Below are 26,713 nucleotides of genomic sequence, written 5' to 3' on the forward strand. Positions count from 1 at the left end.
CACTTCCTATACAACTATATATACAATCAGTGGACTCCACTGTCTTTAAAACAAGAATGGTATCTATTCCTGTTCTATTTCATCGTTTATTCATTAATGATATTCATCAGCGCATCGTCAGTAGAACTTCTTAGAGGATGGATATTTTCACCTATCATCAACTGCATGGCAGACACTAATATCGTACATAAAATAGATAGATTTACAAATAATATTTAATTATGCCACTAAAACATCTCGACTATTATGGCAAGTGGTTACTTACCAATCTTATTAAGGTTTTATTCATAATCCCCATCAAAAAGAGGACGATTCTGTTCATAAGCTTCAATGGGAAACAATATTCTTGTAATCCCAAGTATATTTCAGAACACATAGAATCTTCTCCATCTTTTAACGGAACCACGATTGTCTGGGCGTTTCAGAATCCACAACAATTTGAGTTCTTGACGGAAAGAGGCATAAAGACCATCAAGAACAGATCCTTACAGTATATTTACTATCGATTAGTTTGTTCTGCCTACATCACCAATATGGGCGAAATGCCTACTTTGCCTACACGTAAATCACAGTTATATATCAATACCTGGCATGGAGGTGGTTGCTATAAAAGATGCGGTTTACAGAATGCGTCCAAAGAGCATGATAAATTTTATGTAATGAAAATGAAAAACAGTTTTGCAAGAGCGACTCATTTCCTTTCATCGTGTAATGCCTTTTCAAAAAAAGTTATAAAAGAAAGTTTCCTTTTTCAGAAAGACATCATTGAAGCAGGACTGCCACGCAATGATATTTTTTTCAAAGACCAAAGTGGCATTAAAGAAAAAGTATACAAGCATTTCCAACTTGATGCAGATGTAAGACTTTGCCTGTATGCCCCCACTTACAGGGAAATAGGTAAATTATATGACAGCAAGTTGGCTTTTGAGCAGTTGACCCAGTGTTTGTCGAAGAGGTTTGGCGGCTTATGGAAAGTCTTATACAGAAGCCACCAGTTTTTGGATGAAAAAGAAGTAAAGCACCATGTAATTTCCGCTTCAAACTATCCTGACATGCAGGAATTGATTTCTGCGAGCAGCATATTAATAACAGACTACTCATCTTGTTTGTGGGATGCCATGTTGGCAAAAGACAAAATATTCCTTTATGTCCCTGATTTGGATGATTACAAAAATAAACGCGATTTTTATGTTCCTATAAAAGAGTGGGGATTGAGTATATCAAAGAACAATAAGGAGTTGGCAGAGAACATAGAGAATTTTAATCAAAAAGCTTACGATTTATCAATAAAGAAGCATTTGGAAACGCTTGGTTCTTTTGAGAACGGCCATGCCACAGAAGAAGTTTGCAAGATAATCGTAGAACATTTCAAGTAAGATGCTTATCTATATCATAATCGCCGTCATATTATCCATTGCCCCTAAAAGTGGTAAAAAAGCGAATTTATGGAACAGGATCATCATCCTTGCCTTGGCATCAATGGGACTGTTACGAGGAGAACCAGTAGGAGTTGATGTCAGGAAATACATCATTAACATACAACATACCACATTCGATCCTTCTTCTTGGAATTTTTATACAGTATTTGAACCCGGTTACAATTTACTCATTGCAGCATTTAATTCTGTATTTGATTATCCAATGCTTTTTATTGGATTGACGAACGTACTGTATGTTATCAGCTTTAACAAGTTTGCCAAATCAAAATCACGTGATTTCAATCTTTTCATACTACTCTTATTCTTGTTAGGGTATTATACGCAGAGTTACAACATAATGAGGCAATATTTTGCCATCAGCATCTTTTTGCTGTATGCCACGCACGTGGATATAGGACATCTCACAAAGAAACAATTTATAATGACGTTTTTACTGATTTTGTTCTTAGGAATGTTCTTCCACAATTCCACATACATCATGTTTTTTCTGCTATTGTACAATATACCTATCATACGAACGAACGTTAAAAAGGCACATCTTTGCATACTGCTTATTTTCACATACTTTATGACCTACCTACAGGTAGTTCGTCAACTTTTGCAACCTTTAACCACATTTTTCTTGTTAAACGACAAGACAAACACATATTTCAACTCGGCAATGAATGCGGACAATATCACTGAAGAATATTCCATTATACGTCTTACTTTTGATACGTTGTTCGCCTTGTTCATACTATATAAAGCTAGCAAAGTTGATGTTTATGTGTTCTGTTACATAATAGGACAGATATACTTAAATTTCTCATCGTCATTGAACCCTTTATTCACTAGATTATCATCGTGGATGTTTATCATAGGAATTGTCGCATTATGTAATTTGTATAACCAATCAAAACTTGACAGAAAAGTAATCATACTATACTGTACTATTATCTTCATAAACAATTTATTAAAAAATTATGGAGATACAATACCCTATGTCCTAAATATATAAAAGTAAATACAGATGCCACAACCGACCATATCTGTCATTCTTCCTGCTTATAATGCAGAACGTTTTTTGCGAGAGGCTATAGACAGCATTTTAAGGCAAACTTATAAAGACTTTGAACTGATAATCCTTAACGACGGCAGTACAGATAAAACTGAAGAAATAGCATTGTCTTACACCGACGCACGTATCCGTTATGTAAAAAACAGACAGAACCTGAAACTTATCAAGACTCTCAATAAAGGAATAGAACTTGCGCGGGGAAAATACATAGCACGCATGGATGCAGATGACATTTCATTACCTAATCGTTTTGAAGAAGAAGTGAAATTTCTGGAAATGCATCCGGATTTATCAGTAGTAAGTTGCTATCCTTACAATATAAATATGGACGGGAAGTTCCTTGGCAGATCTAGTTATTTTTGTGTGACCCTTCCTAAAGCCTGTAAATTTGTATCCATGTTCGAACCTTCCATTTGCCATCCTGCATGCATGTTTCGGGCAGATGCCATCAGAAAATATAAATATAGGAATTGCAATGAGTTTTTTCACATCGAAGCCTACGAACTATGGAACAGAATGTTTCATACAGGCGCAAAAGGAGCTATGATACCGAACTTTATGCTCTATTATCGAGATAATGAGTCAAGTGTATGCCATACCCACGGCAATGAAGCATCACAAAATCATTTAACGCTCCTTATCAATTCATTAAAAAAATATGTTGGACTTGTTGCCGAGAAAGAAACAGCAATGTGCATCATGCATAAAAGATGCATCGGAGACTTATCTAATATTGATTTGGCATTTAACCTACTTGATGAAAGCAAAAAGGCATTTTGCCACATGGAAAATACAGTTGAGATAGATTGTTTACACGAAATTGAGGCATGGATTAACCAAAGGAAACTGGCAATTCTTATGACCTCAGGGCTTGTCTTAAAAGGCAATCTGAGAATAAAAATCATTCTAAAATCACTAAAAAACATTTCGCTTTTGATGAACAAGCACAATATCATATATATAAAAGATAGAATAATAAGAATGTGGAATGAAAAGAAGTCCAAATAAACTTAATCAAAAAAAATGAATATTGCTATTATTTTCGCAGGAGGTATTGGTTCACGCATGAATACCGTATCCCGTCCTAAACAGTTCCTTGAATTAAATGGAAAACCTATTATTATTTATACTTTAGAATTATTTGATAACCATGCTGATATAGACGGAATTATCGTAGCATGTGTGGAAGAATGGATTCCATTCTTAAAGAAAATGATAAAGAAGTTCGAAATAAATAAGGTTATCAATATAGTATCAGGAGGCAAATCAGGACAAGAGTCTATTTATAAAGGTCTGATGGAAGCCGAAACATTTGTCCATGGAAAGGAGGATGAAAATCCTATTGTATTAATACACGATGGCGTTCGTCCATTGATTACAGAACAAACCATCACGGATAATATCACTAAAGTAAAGGAATGCGGTAGTTGTATTACGTGCATACCTACTATTGAAACTTTTATCATCAATAAGGGAGATGGAGATTTATTAATACCAAAACGTTCGGATTGCCTAATAGCTCGTGCACCACAATCATTCTATTTAAAAGATATCATAAAAGCACATCGCAAATCGCTAAATGAGAATCATACAAATTTCATTGATAGTTGTTCAATGATGAATTACTACGGTTATAAACTTGGATTGATAATAGGTCCAATAGAAAATATAAAGATTACAACGCCAACTGATTATTTCATTTTTCGAGCAATGATACAAGTACACGAAAACCAACAGATATTTGGTTTTTAACAAGATGGAAACGGAGAAAAAGAATGCAAAAAATATTAGAAGAAGATATTAAGAATTTTGCTTTAACATTCAAGTTAGCAGAAAGACTGATTGGAAAGAAATTTTTGGTAACAGGAGCTACCGGTTTGATTGGTTCTATACTTGTAAGATGCTTACTATCACTTAACAAAAACATTGAAATAACCTGTCCTGTACGAAATAAGACTAAAGCAAAAAATATATTAAGAGAAGAAACTGAAAAAATAAATCTTATAGAATGTGAATTAGGAGAGTTCTTTATAAACATTCCGAAAGGTTTCGACTATATTATTCATTGTGCAAGTCCGACATCAGGAAGTTATATGATGAAACATCCTGTAGAAACCTACGAATTTGCCTTTGATAGCACAAAAAAAATATTGAATTATATAAAAGAAAATAGCGTAAAAGGAATGGTGTATGTCTCATCATTGGAATACTATGGACAAATATTAGATGATCACATTATAATGGAGAATACTCAAGGCTACATAGACATGATGAACCCACGCAATTCCTATCCAATGGGAAAACGTGCTACGGAGTATCTCTGTACAATATACGCACAAGAGTATGGAGTAAATGTGAAAATTGCCCGATTGACTCAGACTTTCGGAGCAGGAATATCTAAAGATGACAATCGTGTTTTTGCCCAGTTTGCAAAAAGTGTGATTGGAGGGAATGACATAATATTGCATACCACAGGAGAATCAGCTAAACCATATTGTTATACAACAGACTGTATATCAGCCATCTTATATATCTTACTAAAAGGAAAAAATGGAGAAGCATATAACGTGGCCAACCCTGATACTTATATTTCTATTCGGGATATGGCAAATTTATGTTTACAGTTTTCCCCAAAGAATAAAATACGAATAGAATTACATCCGGAAATGGGGTATGCCCCCACGACAAAACTCCATCTTTCAACAGATAAATTAATGAATTTAGGTTGGTCTCCAAACTATAATTTGACGCAAATGTTCGAAAGGCTTATCGCATGGCTAAAATAAACATAACAAGCACCCAAGTTTGAGGTTTGCCCTCAGCTATAATGCTAAAACAAAAAACGCGTACCATAAATATTCTCGTATGAAAAAAATAGGAATAGTCACCGTTACAAACCATAACTTCGGCAGCATACTTCAAACATTTGCACTGCAGATTGTGGTTAGGAAGATGGGATATGACACGGAGATAATAAAGTACCACGAACCAAAATCAAAAAAAATATTTAGGCTGCGAAACAAAGAATATGCGGTTAGTCGTCTAAAAATGCTTTTCAAGTATTTCATAATGACATTAAGGTTTCGCAAGGGAAGAAACAAGTTAAAATTGCGTTTCACCACATTTAAAAAGTTTGTAGATAAAGAACTCTTCTTCTCGAAAGCATGTACCAATAAGAAAGAACTCACAAATATTTCTAAAAGCTACGGGACGATACTTTTGGGAAGTGACCAAGTATGGCATCCAATGAACCTGTATATGGATTTCTTCACTTTGAGTTTTGTTCCTACAGAAGTAAACAAAGTAGCATATGCTCCAAGTTTCGGTGTTTCATCCCTGCCTAAATCACACAGAAAATCTTACAAGAAATTCATTTCACGATTTAACTATCTTTCATGCAGGGAAGAATCCGGTGTAAAACTAATAAAACGCCTTACAGGCAAGAATGCACAATGGGTATGCGATCCCACAATTTTATTATCAAGCACGGATTGGCTGCCATATTTGAGCGATAAAGTCAAATTTGAAAGCAAATATGTATTCTGTTATTTTATTGGCGACAACCCAAGCCAACGTCTTATCGTAAAACAATTCGCAAGTGAACGGGGATTAAAGGTAATAGGTTTACTACACATAGACGAATACATTCCTAACGATGAATCGTATACTGATTATGCACCATACGATATTGGCCCTTCCGAATTCCTTTATCTTATCAAAAATGCAGAATACGTAATGACAGACTCTTTCCATGCCACAGTATTTTCATTGCTATTCCATAATAATTTTTACACGTTTAACCGCTTTGAGAATAGAAGAGGTAAGCCTACGACGTCACGCATAGATTCATTACTCACCATCGTAAACCTTTCCGATCGTAAAGTTCCAAACCAACCATCAATGGACTATTTCAATCAAGTGCAAAAAATTAATTTTGACGATATTGATTCCAAACTGGCGGCATTCCGTCAATCGTCAATAGAATATCTGAAAAACGCATTAAAAGTATGAAAAAGAATGTAAGTTGGGTTGTACATAACGGCCTATGTACGAGTTGCGGAATTTGTATAGGTGCTTGCGCAAAAAAAGCAATCTCATTCATTTACGGTAAAGAACGCAACATTCCCACTGTAAACGTTAAATTGTGCGTTAACTGCGGAGTTTGCTATAAAATTTGTCCAGGAAAAGGATGTAATATAAACAGTTTATCAAAAAAACTTTTTAATAAAGAAAACGGCATTAATAAGAACTTATATATTGGACATTACCTAAAAACATACGTTGGACATAGCACTAATGAAGATTTACGTTATCATGCTGCCACAGGTGGAATGGTAACACAATTCCTGACATATCTGCTTGAGAAAAAGCTGATAGATGGTGCGGTCGTAGTTGGATATAGCGAAGAGAATCCTTTCGAAGCGAAACCGTTTATAGCTAAAAACGCAGAAGAAATCCATGATAGCAAAAGCTCAAAGTATGTAGTAACTTCAATGGACAAGGTCGTTACCGAAATACTCAATACTGATTTAAAAAGATTAGCAATGGTAGGTCTGCCATGCCACATACAAGGAATGAGGAAACTGGCTGAAAAAAACAGGCTGATACATGACAAAATAGCTGTTTTTGCCGCCATATATTGCTCTGTAAACAAAACAAGGCATTCATTGGACTATTATTTATACAGATACAAGGTCAACAAAAACGATGTTGGAAAATTCTCTTTTCGCGACGATGGCTGCATGGGATTTATGAAATTTACAGATAAAAATGGCAATACCATTAAAAAAGTCCCGTATATGAGCTATTGGTTCGGTACCCATAGTTTTTTCGCAAATAGCAGATGTTCATTATGCATCGACCAATTAGGAGAATTGGCAGACATAAGCTTTGGAGATATTCATATAAAACCGTATAGTAACGATCAAATAGGTACAAACTCTATAATAACACGTTCATCATATTGGGATAAGCTTTTGCAGGAATGCCATAAAGAAGGTTACATAATGCTCGATGAGATATCAGCCCAAACCCTTGTCTCATCACAAACTTATACCATATCCTTTAAAAAAGGAGGTGGAGTAAAGACTAATTTCATGTTACGCAAGCTTGTAGGAAAAAGAAATCCCATCTATGACTCCACCCCGACTGCACGTATTTCCCTGAAAAACCTCGTAACAGAATTATCCAAATGTATTATGAGAAAAATCGGTAGCCAAAGGATATTATGGTTCATCGTAAGAGCCTTAGACAAAAACAAAGATTGAAATGAAGAAAAAGATACTTGTAGTAGGCCAAACACCTCCACCATACGGAGGCCAAGCTATGATGATAAAGTACATGCTTGATGGAACCTATTCCAACATGGAATTGTTTCATGTCAGAATGTGCTTCTCGCGCGAATTCAATGACCGAGGAAAAATCAACTTGTATAAGCTAACACATTTATGCACTATTATATACAATGTATGGCGATTACGATTCAAACACAACATTCACTCCCTATATTACCCTATTAGCAGCAGCCCAAAAGTTGCCTTATTACGAGATGTGATAATTCTTGGCTGCACACGGTTTCTATTTAAAAAAACCATCTACCACTTCCACGCTGCCGGCATTTCCGAAGAACTACCCAAATACAACACTTTAATAAAAAATATGTGCTACGAAATATTAAAACGCCCCACATTAGGCATAACCAGTAGTGAACACAATCCAAAGGATTCGGAATACTTACGAAGCCTGCAAACCAAGATTATCCCATTAGGGATACCAGACTTAAACAAAGGGGAAGCACGTTTAAAATATGGCGCAACTCCATACCTGACCGTAATGTTCTTGGGGCTTCTGAATTCGACTAAAGGTGAAGGATACATACTTGATGCTGTAAATGCCATCAATAAGACCAACCGGGATGTAAGATTCATCTTTGCAGGCAGGTTTGAAACGGCTGAATACGAAAAGTATTTTTGGGCAAAAGTAAAAGAATACAAACTGGAAGACAAGGTAGATTACAGGGGCATAGTAACAGGAGATGCCAAAAGTCAGATGTTCCTTGAAGCCGATGTATTCTGCTTTCCCAGTTTCTTTTCATCTGAATCATTCGGCATTGTCCTGTTAGAAGGCATGATGTACCAAATGCCATTGATTGCTTCGCGTTGGAGAGGAATTCAAAGTGTAATCGAAAACAGAAAGAACGGGTACATCGTAGACATAAAAAACCACAGCCAAATCACAGAAGCATTGATGGAACTATATGATGACAGGAAAAAGCTTGCTTCAATGGCCAAGGAAAGCCGACGAATGTTCACAGAAAAATACGAAGTTTCCAAATACTTACATAACATGGAACTTGCAATGACAAATATTTAAAACAGATATAAGGCAATGGTAACAAAAGATGATTTCATATTGATTACGGGAGCATCAGGTTTCATTGGAACAAACTTGATAGAATTATTTGAGTCCAAAGGATATCGTTTTGTAAATTACGATAAAGCCCCCGCGACCAAGAAAAGCCAACAACAATACTGGCATGAAGGCAACATAATGAGCAAGAAACAGCTTGCAGACGCTTTTGACAAATACAAACCCACCATTGTTATCCACCTCGCGGCGCGAACCGACACATTAAGCGACAAGTTGGAAGACTACATAGAAAACACTGAAGGAACAGAAAACGTAGTAAACGAGATAAAGAAACATGATTATGTAAAACATGCCCTTTTTGCCTCAACACAGTATGTATATAAAGACAAGACTGTTCCTTTTGGCATGAAAGATGACGACTATGCACCACACACCGTATATGGTATCAGCAAGAAAATGGACGAAGAGTATATCCGTAAATCCGGTATGAAATGTAAGTGGACTATATTTCGCCCATGCAATGTCTGGGGACCGTGGCACATGCGTTACCCCAATGAATTGTGGAAGATGATAGCCAAAGGACTCTACGTACACCCTGGACGTAAGCCGGTAATAAGAACATATTCATACGTCGGCAACTTAGTAAAACAGCTTGACGCAATCATAAATGCACCTGACGAATTGTCCAATCGCAAAACATACTATTTAGGAGACATGCCTATAGATTCATACGTTTGGCTTAATACTCTTTCAAAAGAAATAACAGGTAAATCGCTGAAACGTATGCCTAAATGTTTCTTTTACATAGGTGCCCTCATCGGCAATATCATCAGGCTCTTTGGCATAAACTTCCCGTTATACTCCATGCGCTATCGAAACATGATAGAAGATTTCTATGCCCCAAGCAACGTAACAATCTCTACTTTCGGTGCCTTTGAACAAAGTTATGAGAAAAATGTAAAAGAAACTATAGACTGGCTTAGAAGCGAAGGTGCACAGTATTTTGAATATTGGAAAAATAAGAGCATATAAGCTTCTGGGTACTCTAAAAATCAGATTTGAATTGCAATTTGTACTATAAGGGAATTGCTCCAAGATCAATTTCCTTATATAATACCCTCAGTTTAGACATCAAACTTCTTTCCATTGCGGCATTAATATTTCGCTTTTAGTCACAAAGACAATCATTTTACTTATTTATGTTAAAACTGAAAACATTAAGCATCCTTGAAAGCAAGGAGGCTCTTTCAGTGTTGCCTGAAGGCAAACTTCTAATAAACACCATCAACGCGCATTCTTACAACACAGCCTTGAAAGACAAGGCATTTGCCGAGGCACTGATGAAAGGCGACGTGCTGATTCCCGATGGGGCAAGCATCGTAAAGGCATGCAAATGGCTCAAGGCAAAATCGCGGCCGGAAGAAAGGATTACCGGATGGGATTTGTTCGTATTCGAAATGAACAAACTGAACAGTAAGGGCGGGAAATGTTTCTTCATGGGAAGCAGCCCGAAAGTGCTGAACCTGATAAAAGAAAGGGCCGCTGTAGATTATCCCAACATCGCGGTGGAAACGTATTCACCTCCCTACAAGCCGGAGTTCAGCAAGGAGGATAACCGCGCTATTATCGAGGCCATCAACCGTGCGAACCCTGATTTGCTTTGGATAGGGATGACGGCTCCCAAGCAAGAAAAATGGACTTATACTCATTGGCATGAACTGGACATTCATTGCCATGTGGGAACTATCGGTGCCGTATTCGACTTCTTTGCCGGCACTTACCAACGTGCCCCCGAATGGTGGCAGGAGCATTCGTTGGAATGGCTTTACCGCCTGATAAAAGAACCACACCGCATGTGGCGCAGATATATTATAGGTAATCCTCTTTTCCTTTGGAACATAGGAAAAGAGAAAATGGCATAAAAAACACAAAACATATTGCTTTGCCGCAAAGATTTTCTACCTTTGCAAAAACAGGTTGCAATATTTAAAATCGATGAGTCATGGCTAACTATATCCGTTTTGACTGGGCTATGAAACGCTTATTGCGCAACAAGGCCAATTTCAGCGTGCTTGAGGGATTACTCACCACTCTGTTAGGTGAGAATATCACCATCCGCGACCTCTTGGAAAGCGAAAGTAATCAGGAAGAGGAGTTCGACAAATACAACCGGGTGGACATGCTTGCGGTGAACTCCCGTGGCGAACTGATTCTCATCGAAGTGCAAAACAACAATGAATATGCCTATTTCCAACGCATGTTGTTCGGAACTTCCAAATTGGTAACACAGTATATCAACCGTGGAGAAAGTTACGAAAAGGTACGCAAGGTGTACAGCGTGAATATCGTTTATTTCTCTTTGGGGCATGGCAAGGACTTTGTCTATCACGGAAAAACTGAATTCCGTGGCATCCACGAAAATGACTTACTGGAGTTGACTCCGTTTCAACGCCAGACCTTTAATGTGGACGAGGTAAGCCAACTCTACCCCGAATATTATATCTTGAAAGTGAACGATTTCAACAAAGTGGCCAAAACGCCGTTGGAAGAATGGATATATTATTTGAATACGGGAAATATCTCGGATACGGCGCATGCACCGGGATTGGCAGAGGTTCGCGAGCGATTGAAAGTGGACAACATGACACAAGGTGAACGGAATGCTTACTACCGGCATCTGGACAACATCGTGATTCTGCGCGACAACATTTACACAGAGCGAGCGGAAGGACGTGCAGAAGGCAGAGCAGAAGGCATAAACATCGGCGAACAAAACAAAGCTTCTGAAATTGCGCGCAAATTGAAACAGAAAGGTTATACAATAGTTGAAATTACCGAGTTAACCGGATTGTCGCCTGACGATATAGCTTCTGTCTAACGGCAATACTTTCGGCCTGTTTTCCAACTAATAATCATCTACTCATTAAATACTTTAAAAACCGGAACTGATTTTTAAAGTATTTCCCTAAAAAGAAACCGCCAGCCAGGCGGCTTCTTTATAATTCCATTATTCTTTTTATTTCGCTTTCATTTCCCATGTTCAAGAACAAATTGGGAAAAGAACTTTCGTTAAGAGACTATCAAAAAAACATCAAGCGACGTGTCTTCGATGCGTGGCGCAACCATGCCTGTGTCATGGTACAGATGCCGACAGGTACGGGGAAAACCCATCTGTTGGCATCCGTCATTTATGATCTCTTGAGCGCGGAACCGGAACAGTGCGTCTGGATTATCGCCCACCGGCGTGAATTGGTAGAGCAAATAGAAAACACCGTCGCACGATATGGTATCCGTAAGGAGAACGGCCAGGTAAGGGCGATGTCTATCCAATGGTTGTCACGCCACTGGAATGACATCCACAATGCACCGGCACTGATTGTCATCGACGAAGCCCATCATGCCTTGGCTGAAAGCTATAAGGAACTTTGGGCGCGATACCCCCATGCCAAGAAATTGGGCATGACAGCCACACCGTGCCGACTGAACCGCAAAGGATTCACGGACTTGTTCGATACGCTGGTCACTTCAGACAGTATTGCCGACTTCATCAGCGAGGGGTGGCTTTCAGTTTTCGACTATGCTTCCATCAAACCGGACAGCGACGACCAAAAGCTGATTGACAGCCTGAGTAAGCGAAGTTGGGACGGCGACTTCCAAATCAAGGAGATGAATGCCGTACTCAACAAAAGGCCGACTATCGAAAGGTTGTACGAGAGTGTCAGGCATTATGCCGACGGAAAGAAAGGCATCGTCTATGCCATCAGCATCGGACATGCCCGAAACATCGCTTCTTACTACAGCAAGCATGGAATGAATGCCGTGGCGATAGACAGCAAGACACCTGCTTCGCGAAGAAAACAATTCGTGGAGGATTTCAAACAGGGGCGGATACAGATTCTGGTCAATGTGGATGTATTCAGCGAAGGGTTCGATTGTCCGGACATTGAGTTCGTACAAATGGCACGCCCCACCCTTTCGTTGGCCAAATACCTACAGCAGGTGGGACGCGGTTTGAGGAAGAGCAAGGGTAAAGAATATTGTATGCTGATAGACAATGTGGGACTCTACCGCATGTTCGGTCTGCCCATTGCAAACCGTGACTGGCAGGCCATGTTCGAAGGACGATTAGCAGGCAAGGGTCATACCCATTGCATCGAAACAGGATACTATTGTGCTGCCGGAAACTTAACGGCAAATGATACCATACGTCCCAATGATACCCTTGAACTGGTAATGACCCACGACCGGCTTCCGAATTATTTGACCTGTGTAAAAGACTGCTTGGAGAATCGCCCTAATCATGAGACTCTGAATGTTTTTAAAGACAGGACAAGCGGTTTGTACGGGCTGAAACACGGAAATAAAATAACAGCTCTCCCACAGTATGTCTCGGTATTCGACACAGATGACGGTTTTGCTGCCGTACGTTTCAAAAACTGGTCTGTGGGTATCGTAAACGAAACCGGCGAAATAAAGATGCAGTTGGGACGTTTCAAGAAACTGAAGTTTCTGAAGGACAAGCTCCTTGCTGTTACAGACAACAGAGGCAAAATGTCCTATATCGATCTGAGGAGCGGAAAGTCATACAAGCAAAGACCTAAGGTGCAAATTTTCGGAAAAGTGCAGATGCTGGAGGTTGACGGTATCTGCTACAGCCGGACGAAGATTTTGTACAAGAAAGAATCAAATATGAGCCTGCAACAGGTGTGCCAACACGGTTTCTGCCTGAGATTTTATGATTTTCTTACTATACCCCAATGCAGGCAAGTAGACAAGGAAGATGACACATCGGGGTATGACAGTGTATGCCTGCTCGCTGACGATTACGAAACCTATTATCATTTTTGCGGAATGTTGCCAGACGGTAGTATAATCGTTGAGGACCATGAAGGTAAATATTATCTCGTCAAAGAAGGAGAAGGCAAGCAATACATCGCACGCGAAAAGCCCCAAACGGAAGAAGAAAACTTTGATGTAGTTATACCTCGCCTGAAAGTCGAGGCTGCCCAACGCGCCTCTCAACGGAAAAACATAGAAAAACGGGAAAAAATCCAACGACGTAAAGAACGATTAAACAGGATTCAACATGCAGAACCTTTCAAATCAGGACTGAAATGGGGATTGAAACAAGGAGACAAGGTAATTGTCCCACCGGTTTATCGTAACCTTCAAACGCCGGTAGGCAACTACTGTGCCTTTGAAGGTAATCCTCGCCAATGGGGCGTCATCATGCTGGATGGCAAGGTCGTAGTTGAAGCACGATATATAAACGTGGAGATAAAAGAAAACGGTACGGCCCGCCTGACCATCATACCGGGAAAAACGAAAACAGTGAAATTACAATAAAATGGTTAAGGAACAGCAGGAAACAGATTGCGGTTCAGGCATTCTCCCCTACACAAGATTCTTACAGAAAGAGCCTTCATCTTTCAGGGTGCACAACAAGCGACTGTCATACGGCGTATTATAAACTAAAGGATAAAAAGCCCATCTTTCAGCGCCCTTTCATGGCGGAAAGTGGTAAAAAGTTCTCAGCCAAGCGTTTTTTCAATCTCAAGCGAACGATTTTTCAATCTCAGCCAAACGTTTTTCCATTCTCAGCCGAACGAAATGAAGCCAAGCTGAAAGATGCCCGAAACATCCTTCAGGACGTAACATATACGTAATGAAAGACTTACCATAGCACCTGAAAGATGAAGACTATTTTTAAAACTCTTGGAGAAACGTAAGGAGGGAGGAGAAGGAGAATCTATGCAAATAGTTATTTTAAGGCTATTCCATTCTATTTCCCAAGCACTATATTCGTATTGATATTGAGTTTTCTGCTAATATCACGAGACACTTTCAAAGTAGGCTCGCAATGGCCTGTCAAGTAGTCGCTGACACGTGAAAGACTTACTCCGAGAATTTAACTTAATTAATACCCATTTCATACATACGAAGTTTCATCACATTTACCAATGAAGGAGTCTTTATCGGATAATGTTCATCTTCATATTCCGATACAAGTTTAGACAATAAATCTAATTCTATCAGGTTCTTGTCTGTCAATGGTACATTGCCGTCAGTCAATGGCAGAAGTTCTTCAATTCTTTCCATTGCTGCCTTATAAGTTGTTTCGTTCTGAATCCTTACCATACGCCCATACGTTTTTGCATCTATCAAATTATATTTCGTGCAAAATCTGTGCAAATGCCCGTAAAAATAAAAAAGACACTCAAGAGTGGAAGCCTCTCAAATGCCTTATATCTAAGCTTTTACGCTTTGTAGCGGGACCCGGGATTGAACCGGGGACCTCATGATTATGAATCATGCGCTCTAACCAGCTGAGCTATCCCGCCATCCTTTCGTTTGCGGTTGCAAAGGTACGCATTATTTTCATTCCACCAAAAGAAAACTCCACTTTTTTTCATTTTATCCTCAAACAGTCTTTTTAAAAAGTACCTTGCACATCGGATTCTATCCTGTTTTCTCTCATTATGGCAAAGTCTAACCAACTTATAGAAGCCACCGAAAAGGCTCTTTTATAGGACACTGTTCCATAAAAACATCTAAAATATAAGGCTACAATATTTTTTTATACTAACTTTGTCCGTTGATTCGTACGAACAACAATGGGATGAAGTTCATTAAGAAAATAGACATATTCGTATTCAAAGCCTATTCTTTACTCTTTGTCGGCACGTTTTTCATCTGCCTTTTCATTTTCATGATGCAATTCATGTGGCGTTATGTAGACGAACTGATTGGTAAAGGTTTGACTTTGGATGTTTTAGCCCATTTCTTCTACTATGCGGGATTGACTTTGATTCCCATGTCCTTGCCTCTGGCTATTCTATTAGCCTCACTCATTACTTTCGGTAACCTCGGTGAGCGTTTCGAACTGCTTTCCATGAAAGCTGCAGGCATTCCGCTCATCCGTATACTGCAACCCATTATCATTTTCAACATCCTGCTTTGTATCGGTTCATTTTATTTTCAAAACGTAACCGGACCTGAGGCGCAAAAGAAGTTCTATACACTCATTTACTCCATGAAGCAGAAGTCGCCTGAGTTGGAAATCCCAGAAGGTATTTTCTACAGTGAGATTCCTGGATACAACATTTTCGTGGAGAAGAAAGGAAAGGAAAACGGTATGCTCTACGGAGTCATGATTTATAGTACGACCGACGGGTATGAAGATGCGCAAATCGTATTGGCCGACTCTGCTGAACTCAAAACGACAGCAGACGAAAAGCATCTGATGCTGACTATGTACGCCGGAGAACGTTTTCGCAACATGCAAGCCCAAGGCAACATGATGGCTCGTGCCAACGTTCCTTATATGCGGGAGACATTCATCCAAGAGACCGATCTGATTCCGTTCGATAACAATTTCAACATGATGGATGCCAACGTATTCAGCGGAAGCGCACAAACCAAGAATTTGCGGGAAATTGAAACCGGACTCGATTCTTTGGCACATAAAAGCGACAGTATCGGCCGCTCGCTTTTTGCCTACTTGCAGAACACGACTTATCGGAGAAAAGTAAACATTGCTTCACAAGACTCGACCAAGATTGCCCGACAGACGTTGAACTTCGACACTCTGTACAGCCAACTGACCGTCAGCCAACAACAGAGTATTTTACGGAATGCCATGCAAAAAAGCACGGTGGCTACTAATGAATATGAGTTTCGCGGTTTGATTTCGAAAGATATAGACCAGTCCACCCGGACACACTGGGTGGAATGGCACAAGAAATTCACACTCTCATTAGCCTGCCTGTTCTTCTTCTTTATCGGCGCCCCTCTTGGAGCCATCATCCGCAAAGGAGGTTTGGGTGTACCGGTTGTCATATCCGTCACCATTTTCATCTTCTATTATATCATCAACGTGTCAGGAGAAAAAATGGCAAAAAGCGGAGAATGGGTTCCCTGGTTCGGCGAATGGCTTAGCTCTATGGTGCTCTGCCCTATCGGCATTTTCCTGACTTACAAAGCCAATAAAGATTCAGCCGTATTCAATATCGAAGCATATATCAATGTGATACGCAAGATTCTGGGACTCCGCATATCCCGTCATATCGCCCGTAAAGAAGTCATCATACACGACCCTGATTATCCCGTTGTAAAAACGGAACTCATGGCCTTGTCGCAAGAATGGCAAGCATATGCACAAAAGAGCCGGTTACGTCTGCCGCCCAACTACCTGCACATTTTCTTCCATAATATAGACGACCATGAGGTTATCAGCCTGAGCCGAAAAATGGAAAACCTCATCACCATACTGTCCAACAGTCGGGACGCGGCAATCTTGGATGCTTTGAACAAACTTCCTATCGTGTCTACACATGCACATACGCGCCCGTTCCATAATTATAAGTGGAATATGGTATTAGGCATCATATTCCCTGTGGGCATATTCTTTTATTTCCGGATTTGGCGATACAGGTTGCGTCTTTACAAGGATATACAACAAATAAAAAAATACAGCGCGTTTATCGCCGAACGAATCGAGAAGATATCTGAAATCGAATAAAACATCATAAAGTCATGGATACATTCAAACTGAATACAATAGAAGAAGCCGTTGCCGACTTCAAAGAAGGCAAGTTCGTAATAGTAGTGGACGACGAAGACCGTGAGAATGAAGGTGACTTCATCACGGCTGCGGAAATGATTACGCCTGAAAAAGTAAATTTCATGCTTCAGGAAGGAAGAGGCGTGCTCTGTGCACCGATTACCATTTCACGTAGTGAAGAACTGGACTTACCTCATCAGGTCAGCACCAATACTTCTATCTTAGGAACCCCTTTCACCATAACCATAGACAAACTGGAAGGCTGTACCACCGGAGTTTCCGCGCATGACAGGGCTGCCACCATCCGCGCATTGGCCGACCCGTCTTCCCGTCCGGAAACTTTTGGCCGCCCAGGGCATATCAACCCGCTGTATGCGCAAGACAAAGGCGTACTGCGCCGTGCCGGACATACAGAAGCTGCTGTCGATCTGGCACGTCTGGCCGGCTTGCAACCGGCTGCTGCCCTCATCGAAATCCTGAATCCGGACGGTACCATGGCCCGCATGCCTGAATTACAAAAGGTGTCCGCACGCTTCGGAATCAAAATCATAGCCATACGCGACTTAATTGCCTATCGGCTCAAACAAGAGTCCATGGTGGAACGCGGCCCGGAAGTAGACATGCCTACCGACTACGGGCACTTCCGCGACATTACTTTCCGCCAGACCAGCAACGGGCTGGAACACGTGGCACTTATCAAAGGAGAATGGGAACCGGACGAACCGATTTTAGTGCGTGTACATTCCTCGTGCGTCACCGGAGACATATTCGGCAGCCAGCGTTGCGATTGCGGAGCACAACTCCATAAATCCATGCGCATGATAGAAGAGGCTGGAAAGGGCGTTATCCTCTACATGAACCAAGAAGGGCGTGGCATAGGCCTTTTCAACAAGATGAAAGCCTATAAACTGCAAGAAGAAGGTATGGATACCGTAGATGCCAACGTACATCTCGGTTTCTTGCCTGATGAACGCGAATACGGTGTCGGAGCTCAAATCCTGCATGAATTGGGCGTACATAAAATGCGCCTGTTGACGAACAATCCGGTCAAACGTGTAGGTTTGGAGGCCTACGGACTCGAAATCGTGGAAAATGTGCCCATCGAAGTTCCGGTCACCCCCTACGACGAAAAATATATGCGAACCAAAAAAGAACGTATGGGACACACATTGCATTTCAATAAATAACCCAACTCTCAAAAACAACAACATAATGGAAACTAAAAACATATATGCTTATAACCCGAAAGAGACGGAACAGGCTTCCGTGTTTTCCAAACTCATGCGTAATGTCTATCGGTGGATGACATTCGCTTTGGCCATTACCGGACTGACAGCCGCATGCGTGGCAGGCAATGCCACACTGATGCAATTCATATTGGGGAATCAGGCCGTGTTCCTCGGACTTATCATTGCCGAACTCGTCGTAGCCTTTACCCTGATAGGCCGTGTCAGCAAATTGTCATTCACCAATGCCTCTCTATTGTTTATTCTGTATTCCATCCTTACCGGAGCTACGCTATCTACCATTTTTCTGGTATACGAAATAGGTTCCATCGCTTCTACTTTCTTCGTCACTGCCGGTACATTCGGAGCTATGTCCTTAGTAGGATATTTCACTCATAAAGACTTAAGCAAAATGGGAACATATCTCATCATGGCACTCATCGGACTTATCATCGCAACCATAGCGAACTGGTTTATAGCCAGCACTACGCTCGACTGGGGTATCACGTATGCCCTTGTGCTCGTTTTTGTCGGACTGACGGCATACGATACCCAAAAAATCAAGGTCATGTTGCGTGAGCATGGAATGGGACTGGACGAAAGCACACAAAAGTTGGCTTTAATGGGTAGTTTCACTTTGTATCTGGATTTCCTGAATTTGTTTCTCCAACTACTGAAAATCCTTGGAAAAAGAAAATAACAGCAGGGAATAAGATTGATTTTTCACCAAAAAGACACCTTTTTCATCGAAAAGGAGTTAAAAGTGTAGCACATATCCGCAGAATTGCCTAACTTTGCAACATCAAGCCACGAGAATCAATAAATTAAGAAACATATATGAATCAACTATCAGACCGTTTGAACAGACTTTCTCCCTCTGCAACTTTAGCTATGTCTCAAAAAAGCAGCGAGCTGAAAGCACAAGGTGTAGATGTAATCAATTTAAGTGTCGGCGAACCGGATTTCAACACTCCGGATCATATCAAAGCGGCTGCCATCAAAGCCGTAGAAGAGAATTATTCACGCTATTCTCCCGTACCGGGCTATCCTGCACTGCGCGAAGCCATCTCTGCCAAACTGAAAAACGAAAACGGCTTGGACTATGCACCGGCGCAGATTCTTTGTTCCAACGGAGCCAAACAATCTGTATGTAATGCCATCATGGCATTAGTCAATGCCGGTGATGAAGTGATCATTCCGGCTCCTTATTGGGTCAGCTATCCCCAAATGGTCAAATTGGCCGAAGGAGAACCCGTCATTGTAGAAGCAGGCATAGAACAAGATTTCAAGATTACGCCCGAACAGTTGGAAGCAGCTATCACGCCGAAAACACGTGCGCTGATTCTCTGTTCCCCCAGCAATCCTACGGGTTCGGTATATTCCAAAGAAGAGTTGGCCGGTCTGGCTCGCATCCTCGCACAACATGAGCGCGTGATAGTCATTGCCGACGAAATTTATGAGCACATCAATTATATCGGCAAACATGAAAGCATTGCCCAATTCGCAGAAATAAAAGACCGCGTAGTCATCGTCAACGGAGTATCGAAGGCATACGCCATGACGGGATGGAGAATCGGTTTCATTGCCGCTCCCGAATGGATCGTAAAAGGCTGTAACAAGCTACAAGGCCAATACACCAGTGGCCCTTGCTCCGTTTCGCAAAAGGCTGCCGAAGCCGCTTATACGGGTTCACAGCAATGCGTAGAAGACATGCGCCAGGCTTTTGAACGCCGTAAAAACCTGATTGTCAAATTGGCTAAAGAAATTCCCGGATTGGAAGTGAACAACCCGGAAGGCGCATTCTATCTGTTCCCCAAGTGCAGTTCGTATTTCGGTAAGAAAGACGGTGAACGTGTAATCAACAACTCCACCGACTTTGCCATGTACCTGCTTGAAGTGGGACATGTAGCTACAGTGGGTGGCGACGCTTTCGGATCCCCCGAATGCTTCCGTATGAGCTATGCCACCAGTGACGAAAACATTGTCGAGGCCATGAAACGGATTAAAGAAACCCTGGCCCGACTGAGATAAAAAGAAGTACGTCTTTAAATAATCTAATGCAAAGTATCTCGTCGGAAAACACTGTCGGGGTACTTTTCTTTTTACATAAAAAACGAATAGTATTTTGGATTAAGACATAATTATAAGTATTATATAGAACACAAGGAATGAGAAAAAACATAATATGGATAAGCCTGTTTTCTTTCGCTATGACAACGATAGCGGAATCCTCTATCGCATCTGTAAATACAGGCATTTTTCCCCTCCTGGCAAAAAACAGAAAGAAAGCAGAGCCCAAAGACTCGGTTGCATCTGATTATAAAAAGCTGACGGGAAGAGACTCGGTTGCCCTCAAAGGAATTGCCAATATCATAAAGAAAAACGGCAGTTTCTATCTGGAGTTCCCGACCCGACTGTTAGGACGTGAATTTCTGGTTACCAACCGCTTGCAGAAAGTGCCTTTGGAATTGAATGAGGCCGGAGTGAACAAGGGTATCAATTATGAGAACCAAGTCGTCACTTTCGAATGGCAACGCGAAGGAAAAAAATTATGTATCCGCCAGCAACGTCTCACTCCTGAAGTTCCTGTCACGGATGCTTTAGCCTCGTCTGTAGCAGACAACTATATCAATCCGCTTATCGCCAGTTTGAAAATAGAGGCCGTAGCACCGGACTCCAGTACCGTAGTGGTTAAAATCGACGAATTGTTCAACGGGAAGCAAACCGGGCTCAACGACGTATTCAACAACATCAATCTCGGAACGTCTGCCAATGCCGACCTCTCCCGCATCCTGGACATCAAGGCATTTGAAAGCAATATCACGGCCACTTCGGAACTGACTACCATCGTAAGGGAAGGCATGAGCAAAGTAAACGTGACCGTAGTGGTCAGTTCATCGCTCAGCCTCTTGCCCGAAACTCCGATGAGAGGACGCAAAGAGAGCAGAAAGGTCGGATATTTCACGACCCACCGCCTCAGCTACTCAGACCGTCAACAAGAACTTGAAACCCGCCGCTACATCACACGTTGGCGTTTGGAACCATCAGACGAAGCCGCTTATTTACGCGGCGAACTGACCTCTCCGAAAAAACCGATTACATTCTATATCGACCCGGCTACACCGAAGCAACTGCGCCCCTACATCCGCAAAGGTATTCTGGATTGGAACACGGCTTTTGAACAAGCCGGTTTCAAGGATGCCGTGCGTGTGGAAGAATATACCGACAGTATGGCTGCAGAAGGAGACGATTTGAAATATTCCTTATTCACCTATGCAGCTTCGGACAAGTCCAATGCCATGGGGCCGTCGGTCATCGACCCGCGTACAGGCGAAATCATCGAAGCCGACATCATCTGGTGGCACAACGTCGTATCTTTATTGCGCGAATGGATTGTTGTACAGACCGGGGCTGTCAATTCAGCCGTACGGAATCCGGAACTGCCCGACAGCCTGATGGGAGATGCCGCCCGTTTCGTAGCTTGCCATGAAGTAGGGCATTCTTTGGGTCTCAAGCATAACATGATTGCATCCTGGGCCTACCCGACCGATTCCTTGCGTTCTCCCGAATTCATGTCGCGAGTAGGCGGCACAGCATCTTCCATCATGGACTATGCCCGCTTCAACTACGTGGCCCAACCGGAAGACCACGTACCTTACGTCTCCCCACACATCGGTCCCTACGACCGCTTTGCCATCGAATGGGGATATCGTTGGTATCCGGACGAGGAAACGGAAAAAAGACAGCTCCGTGCGCTGTTGGACAGCCATACGGAGAAAATATACAAATACGGGGAAGAGCAATCTCCACGCGAAGCTGTAGACCCACGTTCCCTCAGCGAAGACTTAGGCGACAACGCCATGAAATCGGCTGGCTACGGTATAGAGAACCTGAAACGTATCGTACCGGAAATCGTTGAATGGACTACCACCGGCGAAGAAGGGCAGACCTATAAAAATGCGGCCAAGCTCTACGCCGGAGCCGTCTTCCAATGGGGACTCTATCCTTATCATGTCATGGCCAATGTGGGTGGAATCTATTTGGAAAGCACAGAGGTCGGCGACGGCCAAAAGACTTATACTTTTGTGGAAAAGGAAAAACAGAAAGAAGCCGTACAGTTCCTGCTCGATCAGTATATCACCTATCCGGCCTGGTTGTTCGACACCTCTGTTTCCGACTACACTTACATACTGAAAGAAACTCCGCTCGGCACGTTGGAACAAAGCCCTAACGCCATGTACAAGAACACGCTGAACTACTTGTTGTGGGACTTGCTGGACAACAAACGTATGGTTCGCATGTTTGAAAATGAATTTCAGAACGGCGAGAAAGCCTTTACCCCCGTGGAAATGGTAGACATGTTGCACAAACACATATTCAAGCCCACCATGGCAGGCAAGAAGCTCGACGTAATGACCCGAAACCTGCAAAAGTCGTTCGTCGATGCACTTATCACGGCGGCCGCCGAAGAGGAAGGTGTGAAAATCAACAAACGCCTCCACGCCCCCCTGCCGGCTTTGAATACCACGGCCTTGCCGTGCAACGCCCACGGATGCTCTTCTGCCATGAACGGCGATAATCGCAATGCCCGCCTCATCGACATGTATAGTACGCAAATCAACCGTGTCAGCGACGCCATCAGTGTCAAACGCGGAGAGTTGATGAGCATCTTACAATTGCTGAAAAACAAACGAAACATTTCCGACCCTGCCACCCGTTTCCATTACGAGGACATGATCCTGCGTATCCAAACGGCACTCGGGTTGACTAAATAAAAAACAACGAAAGGAATGAATATGAGAAGAATTGAATGTATCCTCTTGTGTCTGTTCATCGGGATTCTGTCCATGGCGGCACAGACCCGTACCGTCACCGGCTCTGTCTTCGACAAGGCAGACAACCAACCGGTTATCGGTGCCACCATAGCGGTCATGAGCGCACAAGGTACCGTGGCGCATGGCACGACAACCGACTTGGACGGTAAGTTCAAACTGGAAGTACCCTCAGGAACCCAAAACCTGACTTGCCGTTTTATGGGTTATACAACGACCACGATTCATCTTCAAACAGGAAAAGACAACTATACAGTCTATATGGAAAATGATTCCAAACAGTTGAATGAACTGGTCGTCACGGGTTATCAGGCAATCGACCGCCGCAAGTTAACCTCAGCCGTCACAACGATAAAGATGTCCGATGAGATTATCGGTGGAGTCAACAACATAGACCAGGCTCTGGCCGGACAGATTGCCGGATTGTCCAGCGTGACCTCTTCCGGCTCACCCGGTGCGCCGGTCAAGTTACGCATCCGCGGAACGGCCTCCCTCAGCGGAACGCAAGACCCGCTCTGGGTGCTCGACGGCATTCCATTGGAGGGTACAGACATCCCGTCTATGGAAGATTTACAAGACATAGATAACATCTATCAGACTTCAATCGCAGGTATTAATCCGCAGGACATTGAAAGCATCACGGTACTGAAGGACGCAGCAGCCACGGCCATTTATGGTGCCCGGGCTGCAAACGGTGTAATCGTTATCACCACCAAAAAAGGAAAAGCAGGCAAGCCGCAAATCAACTTCTCCATGAAGTTGACGTACAACCCCAAGACAGACATCGACCGCCTCAACCTTTTGAACTCTGATGAAAAGGTTGACCTTGAACTTGGTCTATTGCAGTCCGATTATACCTACCGCGAAAATAAAGGTGATGTATCCCGCATCATTGCAGGCTACGGGCTGACCGATGCCTACAAGGCAGGAGGTTGGAACGCCCTCTCGCCCGAGGCACAGGCTGACATCAATTCCCTGCGGGCTGTCAATACGGATTGGAACGACATCCTTTTCCGGGGCGTGTTCAACCAAGAATACAATGTAAGCCTTTCCGGAGGTTCTGAAAAAGCTACCTACTACTCCGCCTTAGGCTACTATGTGGAACAAGGCAATGTGGAAAGCGTAAAAAACGACCGCTTCAACCTGACGCTGAAAACCGACTACCGTATCAATAGCAAACTGAAAGTAGGAGCCTCCGTATTCGCTAACCGTCGCAAACAAAGGTCTTATCTGACCTACAACGAAGGCTTCACAAACCCTGTTTACTACTCACGGATAGCCAATCCCTACATGCGCCCGTTCGATGACGAGGGGAACTATATCTACGACACCAATGTACAACACCGCCAAGGCGATGACATCGTACCGGATTTCAACATCTTTGAAGAACGTGCCAATACATCTAATGAGAATACCTTTACTTCTTTGATGTCCATCTTCGATGCCGAATTCAAATGGAACGAACATTTTAAAGTGACTTCACAATTCGGTCTGCAATGGGATGAAAACATGATTGAAAAATATGCCGGACAAGACAGTTATGCCATGCGGCGTGAAAAAGAACAGCACCAATACAACGGAACGACTGTGCTTCCGGAAGGCGGTTCCAATAAAATCACAGAGAACCACAGTTCCCAATGGACATGGAAAGCTATGGCAGAATATCAAAACCGTTTCAAAGACATACACGAACTGGAATTGATGGCTGGAACGGAAATCCGCCACAATGAAGATAAATCGCTCTATTCTGCCGTATATGGTTACGATGCACGCACATTAACATCCAAACCCATCATCTTTCCCAACGAAGAGAAAGCCGAAAGCGTCCCACTACATACGGAAACGTATCTCGAAAATGCCTTCGTTTCGTGGTTCGCCACCGGATCTTATACCCTACTCCACCGTTACACATTAGGGGGAAGTATCCGATTCGATGGTTCGGATATTTTTGGTGTGGCCAAAAAGTATCGCTACCTACCGCTTTACTCCGTCAGCGGTTTGTGGCGCATCAGTGATGAACCGTTTATGAAAAATGTGACAGTCATCAACAATTTGGGACTTCGTGCTTCTTACGGTCTTCAAGGTAATATCGACAAGAATACTTCACCTTATTTGATAGGAATCTACGACCAAACCACTATCCTTCCTGGAAACTCTGAAGACGCCATTCGTCCGAGCAGTGCCCCCAATCCCGATCTGCGTTGGGAAAAGACCCAATCCGCAAACATCGGAATGGATTTGTCGCTTTGGGACAACATCATCTCTTTGAGTGTGGATTATTATTATCGTAAAGGTACTGACCTTATCGGCTTACGTATGCTACCTTTAGAAACCGGCTATACTTCTACGACTGTCAATTGGGCACAAATGGAAAACGAAGGCGTGGAAGTAGCGCTGACCACACGCAACATACACACCAAAGACTTCACGTGGTTCACGAACCTGAACTTCGGTTACAACGATAATACCGTATTACGGGAAACTGTAGCCGAAAATGCCATCAGACCCAGTCGTGAGGGATATTCCGTAGGAGCCATCTTTGCCTATAAAACAGCCGGACTGGATGACGAGGGTTATCCCTTGTTCCTCACACAAGATGGCCGAAAAGTAACCGCCACTGAATTTTTCAAGTTGAATAATGCCGGTGCCAGTACATTAAGTGCAGAAGAACAGCGCAACTTGTATAGTTATATCGGCAGCACGGAACCGAAAGTCTCCGGCGGTTTTATGAATACGTTCAAGTACAAGCGTGTTACATTAGGCATCAACTGTATTTTCAATTTCGGCATGTACGTACAAACCACTCCTACATACGACCCGACCAACTATGACCGGGGCCTGAACAGTAACCGAGACATCCTGAACCGTTGGACTCCAGACCATACCAATACCACGTTGCCTAAATTAATGACCGAAAATGACGGGCGGACAGGAGAATACCTACGTTACAAAGAACAAAACCTGTTCCGTGAATTGGACATCTGGGTCAAGAAGCAAAACTATTTCCGCTTCGAGAGTATCCGCTTGGGATACGAGCTCCCGGAAAAATGGCTGAAACCCGTAGGCATCAAGAGTGCTTCCGTATCTTTGGAAGGACGTAATCTTTGGGTTATAGCCAGCAACTACCATAACTATCTCGACCCGGAGACAATGGGTAACCCGTACGCCGCACCCATTCCCAAAAGCTTTATCTTCGGACTTAACGTAAATTTCTAAAAGAGGAGGAC

Annotated in this window: 18 protein-coding genes, 1 tRNA gene and 1 pseudogene; 18 read left to right on the forward strand and 2 right to left on the reverse strand. The window is 42.4% G+C overall.

The window, feature by feature from the left end:
- The first annotated feature begins 221 nt into the window (after window positions 1-221).
- The 12 genes from HMPREF9441_RS01685 to HMPREF9441_RS01740 all read left to right on the forward strand — a co-directional run bounded on the left by HMPREF9441_RS01685 (window position 222) and on the right by HMPREF9441_RS01740 (window position 14,211).
- Entirely contained in the window at window positions 222-1,376 is a 1,155-nt protein-coding gene (locus tag HMPREF9441_RS01685) for a CDP-glycerol--glycerophosphate glycerophosphotransferase (RefSeq protein WP_008617286.1), read from the forward strand.
- A 1-nt stretch (window position 1,377) separates the two neighbouring features.
- On the forward strand, window positions 1,378-2,436 hold the full coding sequence (locus HMPREF9441_RS01690; RefSeq protein ID WP_008617287.1) for an EpsG family protein: 1,059 nt from the start codon (window positions 1,378-1,380) through the stop codon (window positions 2,434-2,436).
- 12 nt (window positions 2,437-2,448) lie between these two features.
- Window positions 2,449-3,504 (forward strand): glycosyltransferase family 2 protein, encoded by a 1,056-nt coding sequence (locus HMPREF9441_RS01695; RefSeq protein ID WP_008617288.1) that lies wholly within the window; start codon window positions 2,449-2,451, stop codon window positions 3,502-3,504.
- Window positions 3,505-3,519: 15 nt separating this feature from the next.
- Window positions 3,520-4,248, forward strand: a complete 729-nt coding sequence (locus tag HMPREF9441_RS01700) for an IspD/TarI family cytidylyltransferase (RefSeq protein ID WP_008617289.1) — start codon at window positions 3,520-3,522, stop codon at window positions 4,246-4,248.
- A gap of 23 nt (window positions 4,249-4,271) precedes the next feature.
- The gene (locus tag HMPREF9441_RS01705; RefSeq protein ID WP_008617290.1) at window positions 4,272-5,282 is read left to right on the forward strand and encodes an NAD-dependent epimerase/dehydratase family protein; all 1,011 of its coding nucleotides are present in this window, start codon (window positions 4,272-4,274) and stop codon (window positions 5,280-5,282) included.
- 79 nt (window positions 5,283-5,361) lie between these two features.
- Window positions 5,362-6,507: a polysaccharide pyruvyl transferase family protein gene (locus tag HMPREF9441_RS01710; protein ID WP_008617291.1), complete on the forward strand. Its 1,146-nt coding sequence runs from the start codon at window positions 5,362-5,364 to the stop codon at window positions 6,505-6,507.
- Window positions 6,504-7,763 carry a Coenzyme F420 hydrogenase/dehydrogenase, beta subunit C-terminal domain gene (locus tag HMPREF9441_RS01715; RefSeq protein WP_008617292.1) on the forward strand — a complete coding sequence of 420 codons (1,260 nt, stop codon included), beginning with the start codon at window positions 6,504-6,506 and terminating at the stop codon, window positions 7,761-7,763. Before HMPREF9441_RS01710 ends, HMPREF9441_RS01715 begins: the two co-directional genes overlap by 4 nt.
- 1 nt (window position 7,764) lies before the next feature.
- Window positions 7,765-8,868, forward strand: coding sequence for a glycosyltransferase family 4 protein (locus tag HMPREF9441_RS01720; RefSeq protein ID WP_008617293.1), 1,104 nt, complete (start codon window positions 7,765-7,767; stop codon window positions 8,866-8,868).
- A gap of 15 nt (window positions 8,869-8,883) precedes the next feature.
- Window positions 8,884-9,897, forward strand: a complete 1,014-nt coding sequence (locus HMPREF9441_RS01725; protein ID WP_008617294.1) for an NAD-dependent epimerase/dehydratase family protein — start codon at window positions 8,884-8,886, stop codon at window positions 9,895-9,897.
- Between the two features lie 167 nt (window positions 9,898-10,064).
- Window positions 10,065-10,787, forward strand: coding sequence for a WecB/TagA/CpsF family glycosyltransferase (locus HMPREF9441_RS01730; protein WP_008617295.1), 723 nt, complete (start codon window positions 10,065-10,067; stop codon window positions 10,785-10,787).
- An 80-nt stretch (window positions 10,788-10,867) separates the two neighbouring features.
- Window positions 10,868-11,743, forward strand: a complete 876-nt coding sequence (locus HMPREF9441_RS01735) for an Rpn family recombination-promoting nuclease/putative transposase (protein WP_008617296.1) — start codon at window positions 10,868-10,870, stop codon at window positions 11,741-11,743.
- A 158-nt stretch (window positions 11,744-11,901) separates the two neighbouring features.
- A complete protein-coding gene (locus HMPREF9441_RS01740) occupies window positions 11,902-14,211 on the forward strand; it encodes a DEAD/DEAH box helicase (protein ID WP_008617297.1) in 2,310 nt (769 codons plus the stop codon).
- Window positions 14,212-14,647: 436 nt separating this feature from the next.
- Here the strand turns inward: HMPREF9441_RS01740 and HMPREF9441_RS18985 are convergent.
- Window positions 14,648-15,003 (reverse strand): annotated as a pseudogene (locus HMPREF9441_RS18985) (helix-turn-helix domain-containing protein).
- A gap of 129 nt (window positions 15,004-15,132) precedes the next feature.
- Window positions 15,133-15,206, reverse strand: a tRNA-Met gene (locus HMPREF9441_RS01750).
- 278 nt (window positions 15,207-15,484) lie between these two features.
- On the opposite strand from HMPREF9441_RS01750, the gene HMPREF9441_RS01755 reads away from it, so the two are divergent.
- From HMPREF9441_RS01755 to HMPREF9441_RS01780, 6 genes are all read left to right on the forward strand, one after another.
- Window positions 15,485-17,386 (forward strand): LptF/LptG family permease, encoded by a 1,902-nt coding sequence (locus HMPREF9441_RS01755; RefSeq protein ID WP_008617301.1) that lies wholly within the window; start codon window positions 15,485-15,487, stop codon window positions 17,384-17,386.
- Between the two features lie 14 nt (window positions 17,387-17,400).
- Window positions 17,401-18,615, forward strand: coding sequence for a bifunctional 3,4-dihydroxy-2-butanone-4-phosphate synthase/GTP cyclohydrolase II (locus HMPREF9441_RS01760; RefSeq protein WP_008617302.1), 1,215 nt, complete (start codon window positions 17,401-17,403; stop codon window positions 18,613-18,615).
- A gap of 25 nt (window positions 18,616-18,640) precedes the next feature.
- The gene (locus HMPREF9441_RS01765; protein WP_008617303.1) at window positions 18,641-19,354 is read left to right on the forward strand and encodes a Bax inhibitor-1/YccA family protein; all 714 of its coding nucleotides are present in this window, start codon (window positions 18,641-18,643) and stop codon (window positions 19,352-19,354) included.
- 137 nt (window positions 19,355-19,491) lie between these two features.
- The gene (locus HMPREF9441_RS01770) at window positions 19,492-20,685 is read left to right on the forward strand and encodes a pyridoxal phosphate-dependent aminotransferase (protein WP_039864788.1); all 1,194 of its coding nucleotides are present in this window, start codon (window positions 19,492-19,494) and stop codon (window positions 20,683-20,685) included.
- Window positions 20,686-20,822: 137 nt separating this feature from the next.
- On the forward strand, window positions 20,823-23,429 hold the full coding sequence (locus HMPREF9441_RS01775; RefSeq protein WP_008617305.1) for a zinc-dependent metalloprotease: 2,607 nt from the start codon (window positions 20,823-20,825) through the stop codon (window positions 23,427-23,429).
- 15 nt (window positions 23,430-23,444) lie between these two features.
- A complete protein-coding gene (locus HMPREF9441_RS01780; protein WP_008617306.1) occupies window positions 23,445-26,702 on the forward strand; it encodes a SusC/RagA family TonB-linked outer membrane protein in 3,258 nt (1,085 codons plus the stop codon).
- Window positions 26,703-26,713: the final 11 nt, after the last annotated feature.

The sequence above is a fragment of the Paraprevotella clara YIT 11840 genome, from assembly GCF_000233955.1.
GTDB lineage: Bacteria > Bacteroidota > Bacteroidia > Bacteroidales > Bacteroidaceae > Paraprevotella > Paraprevotella clara.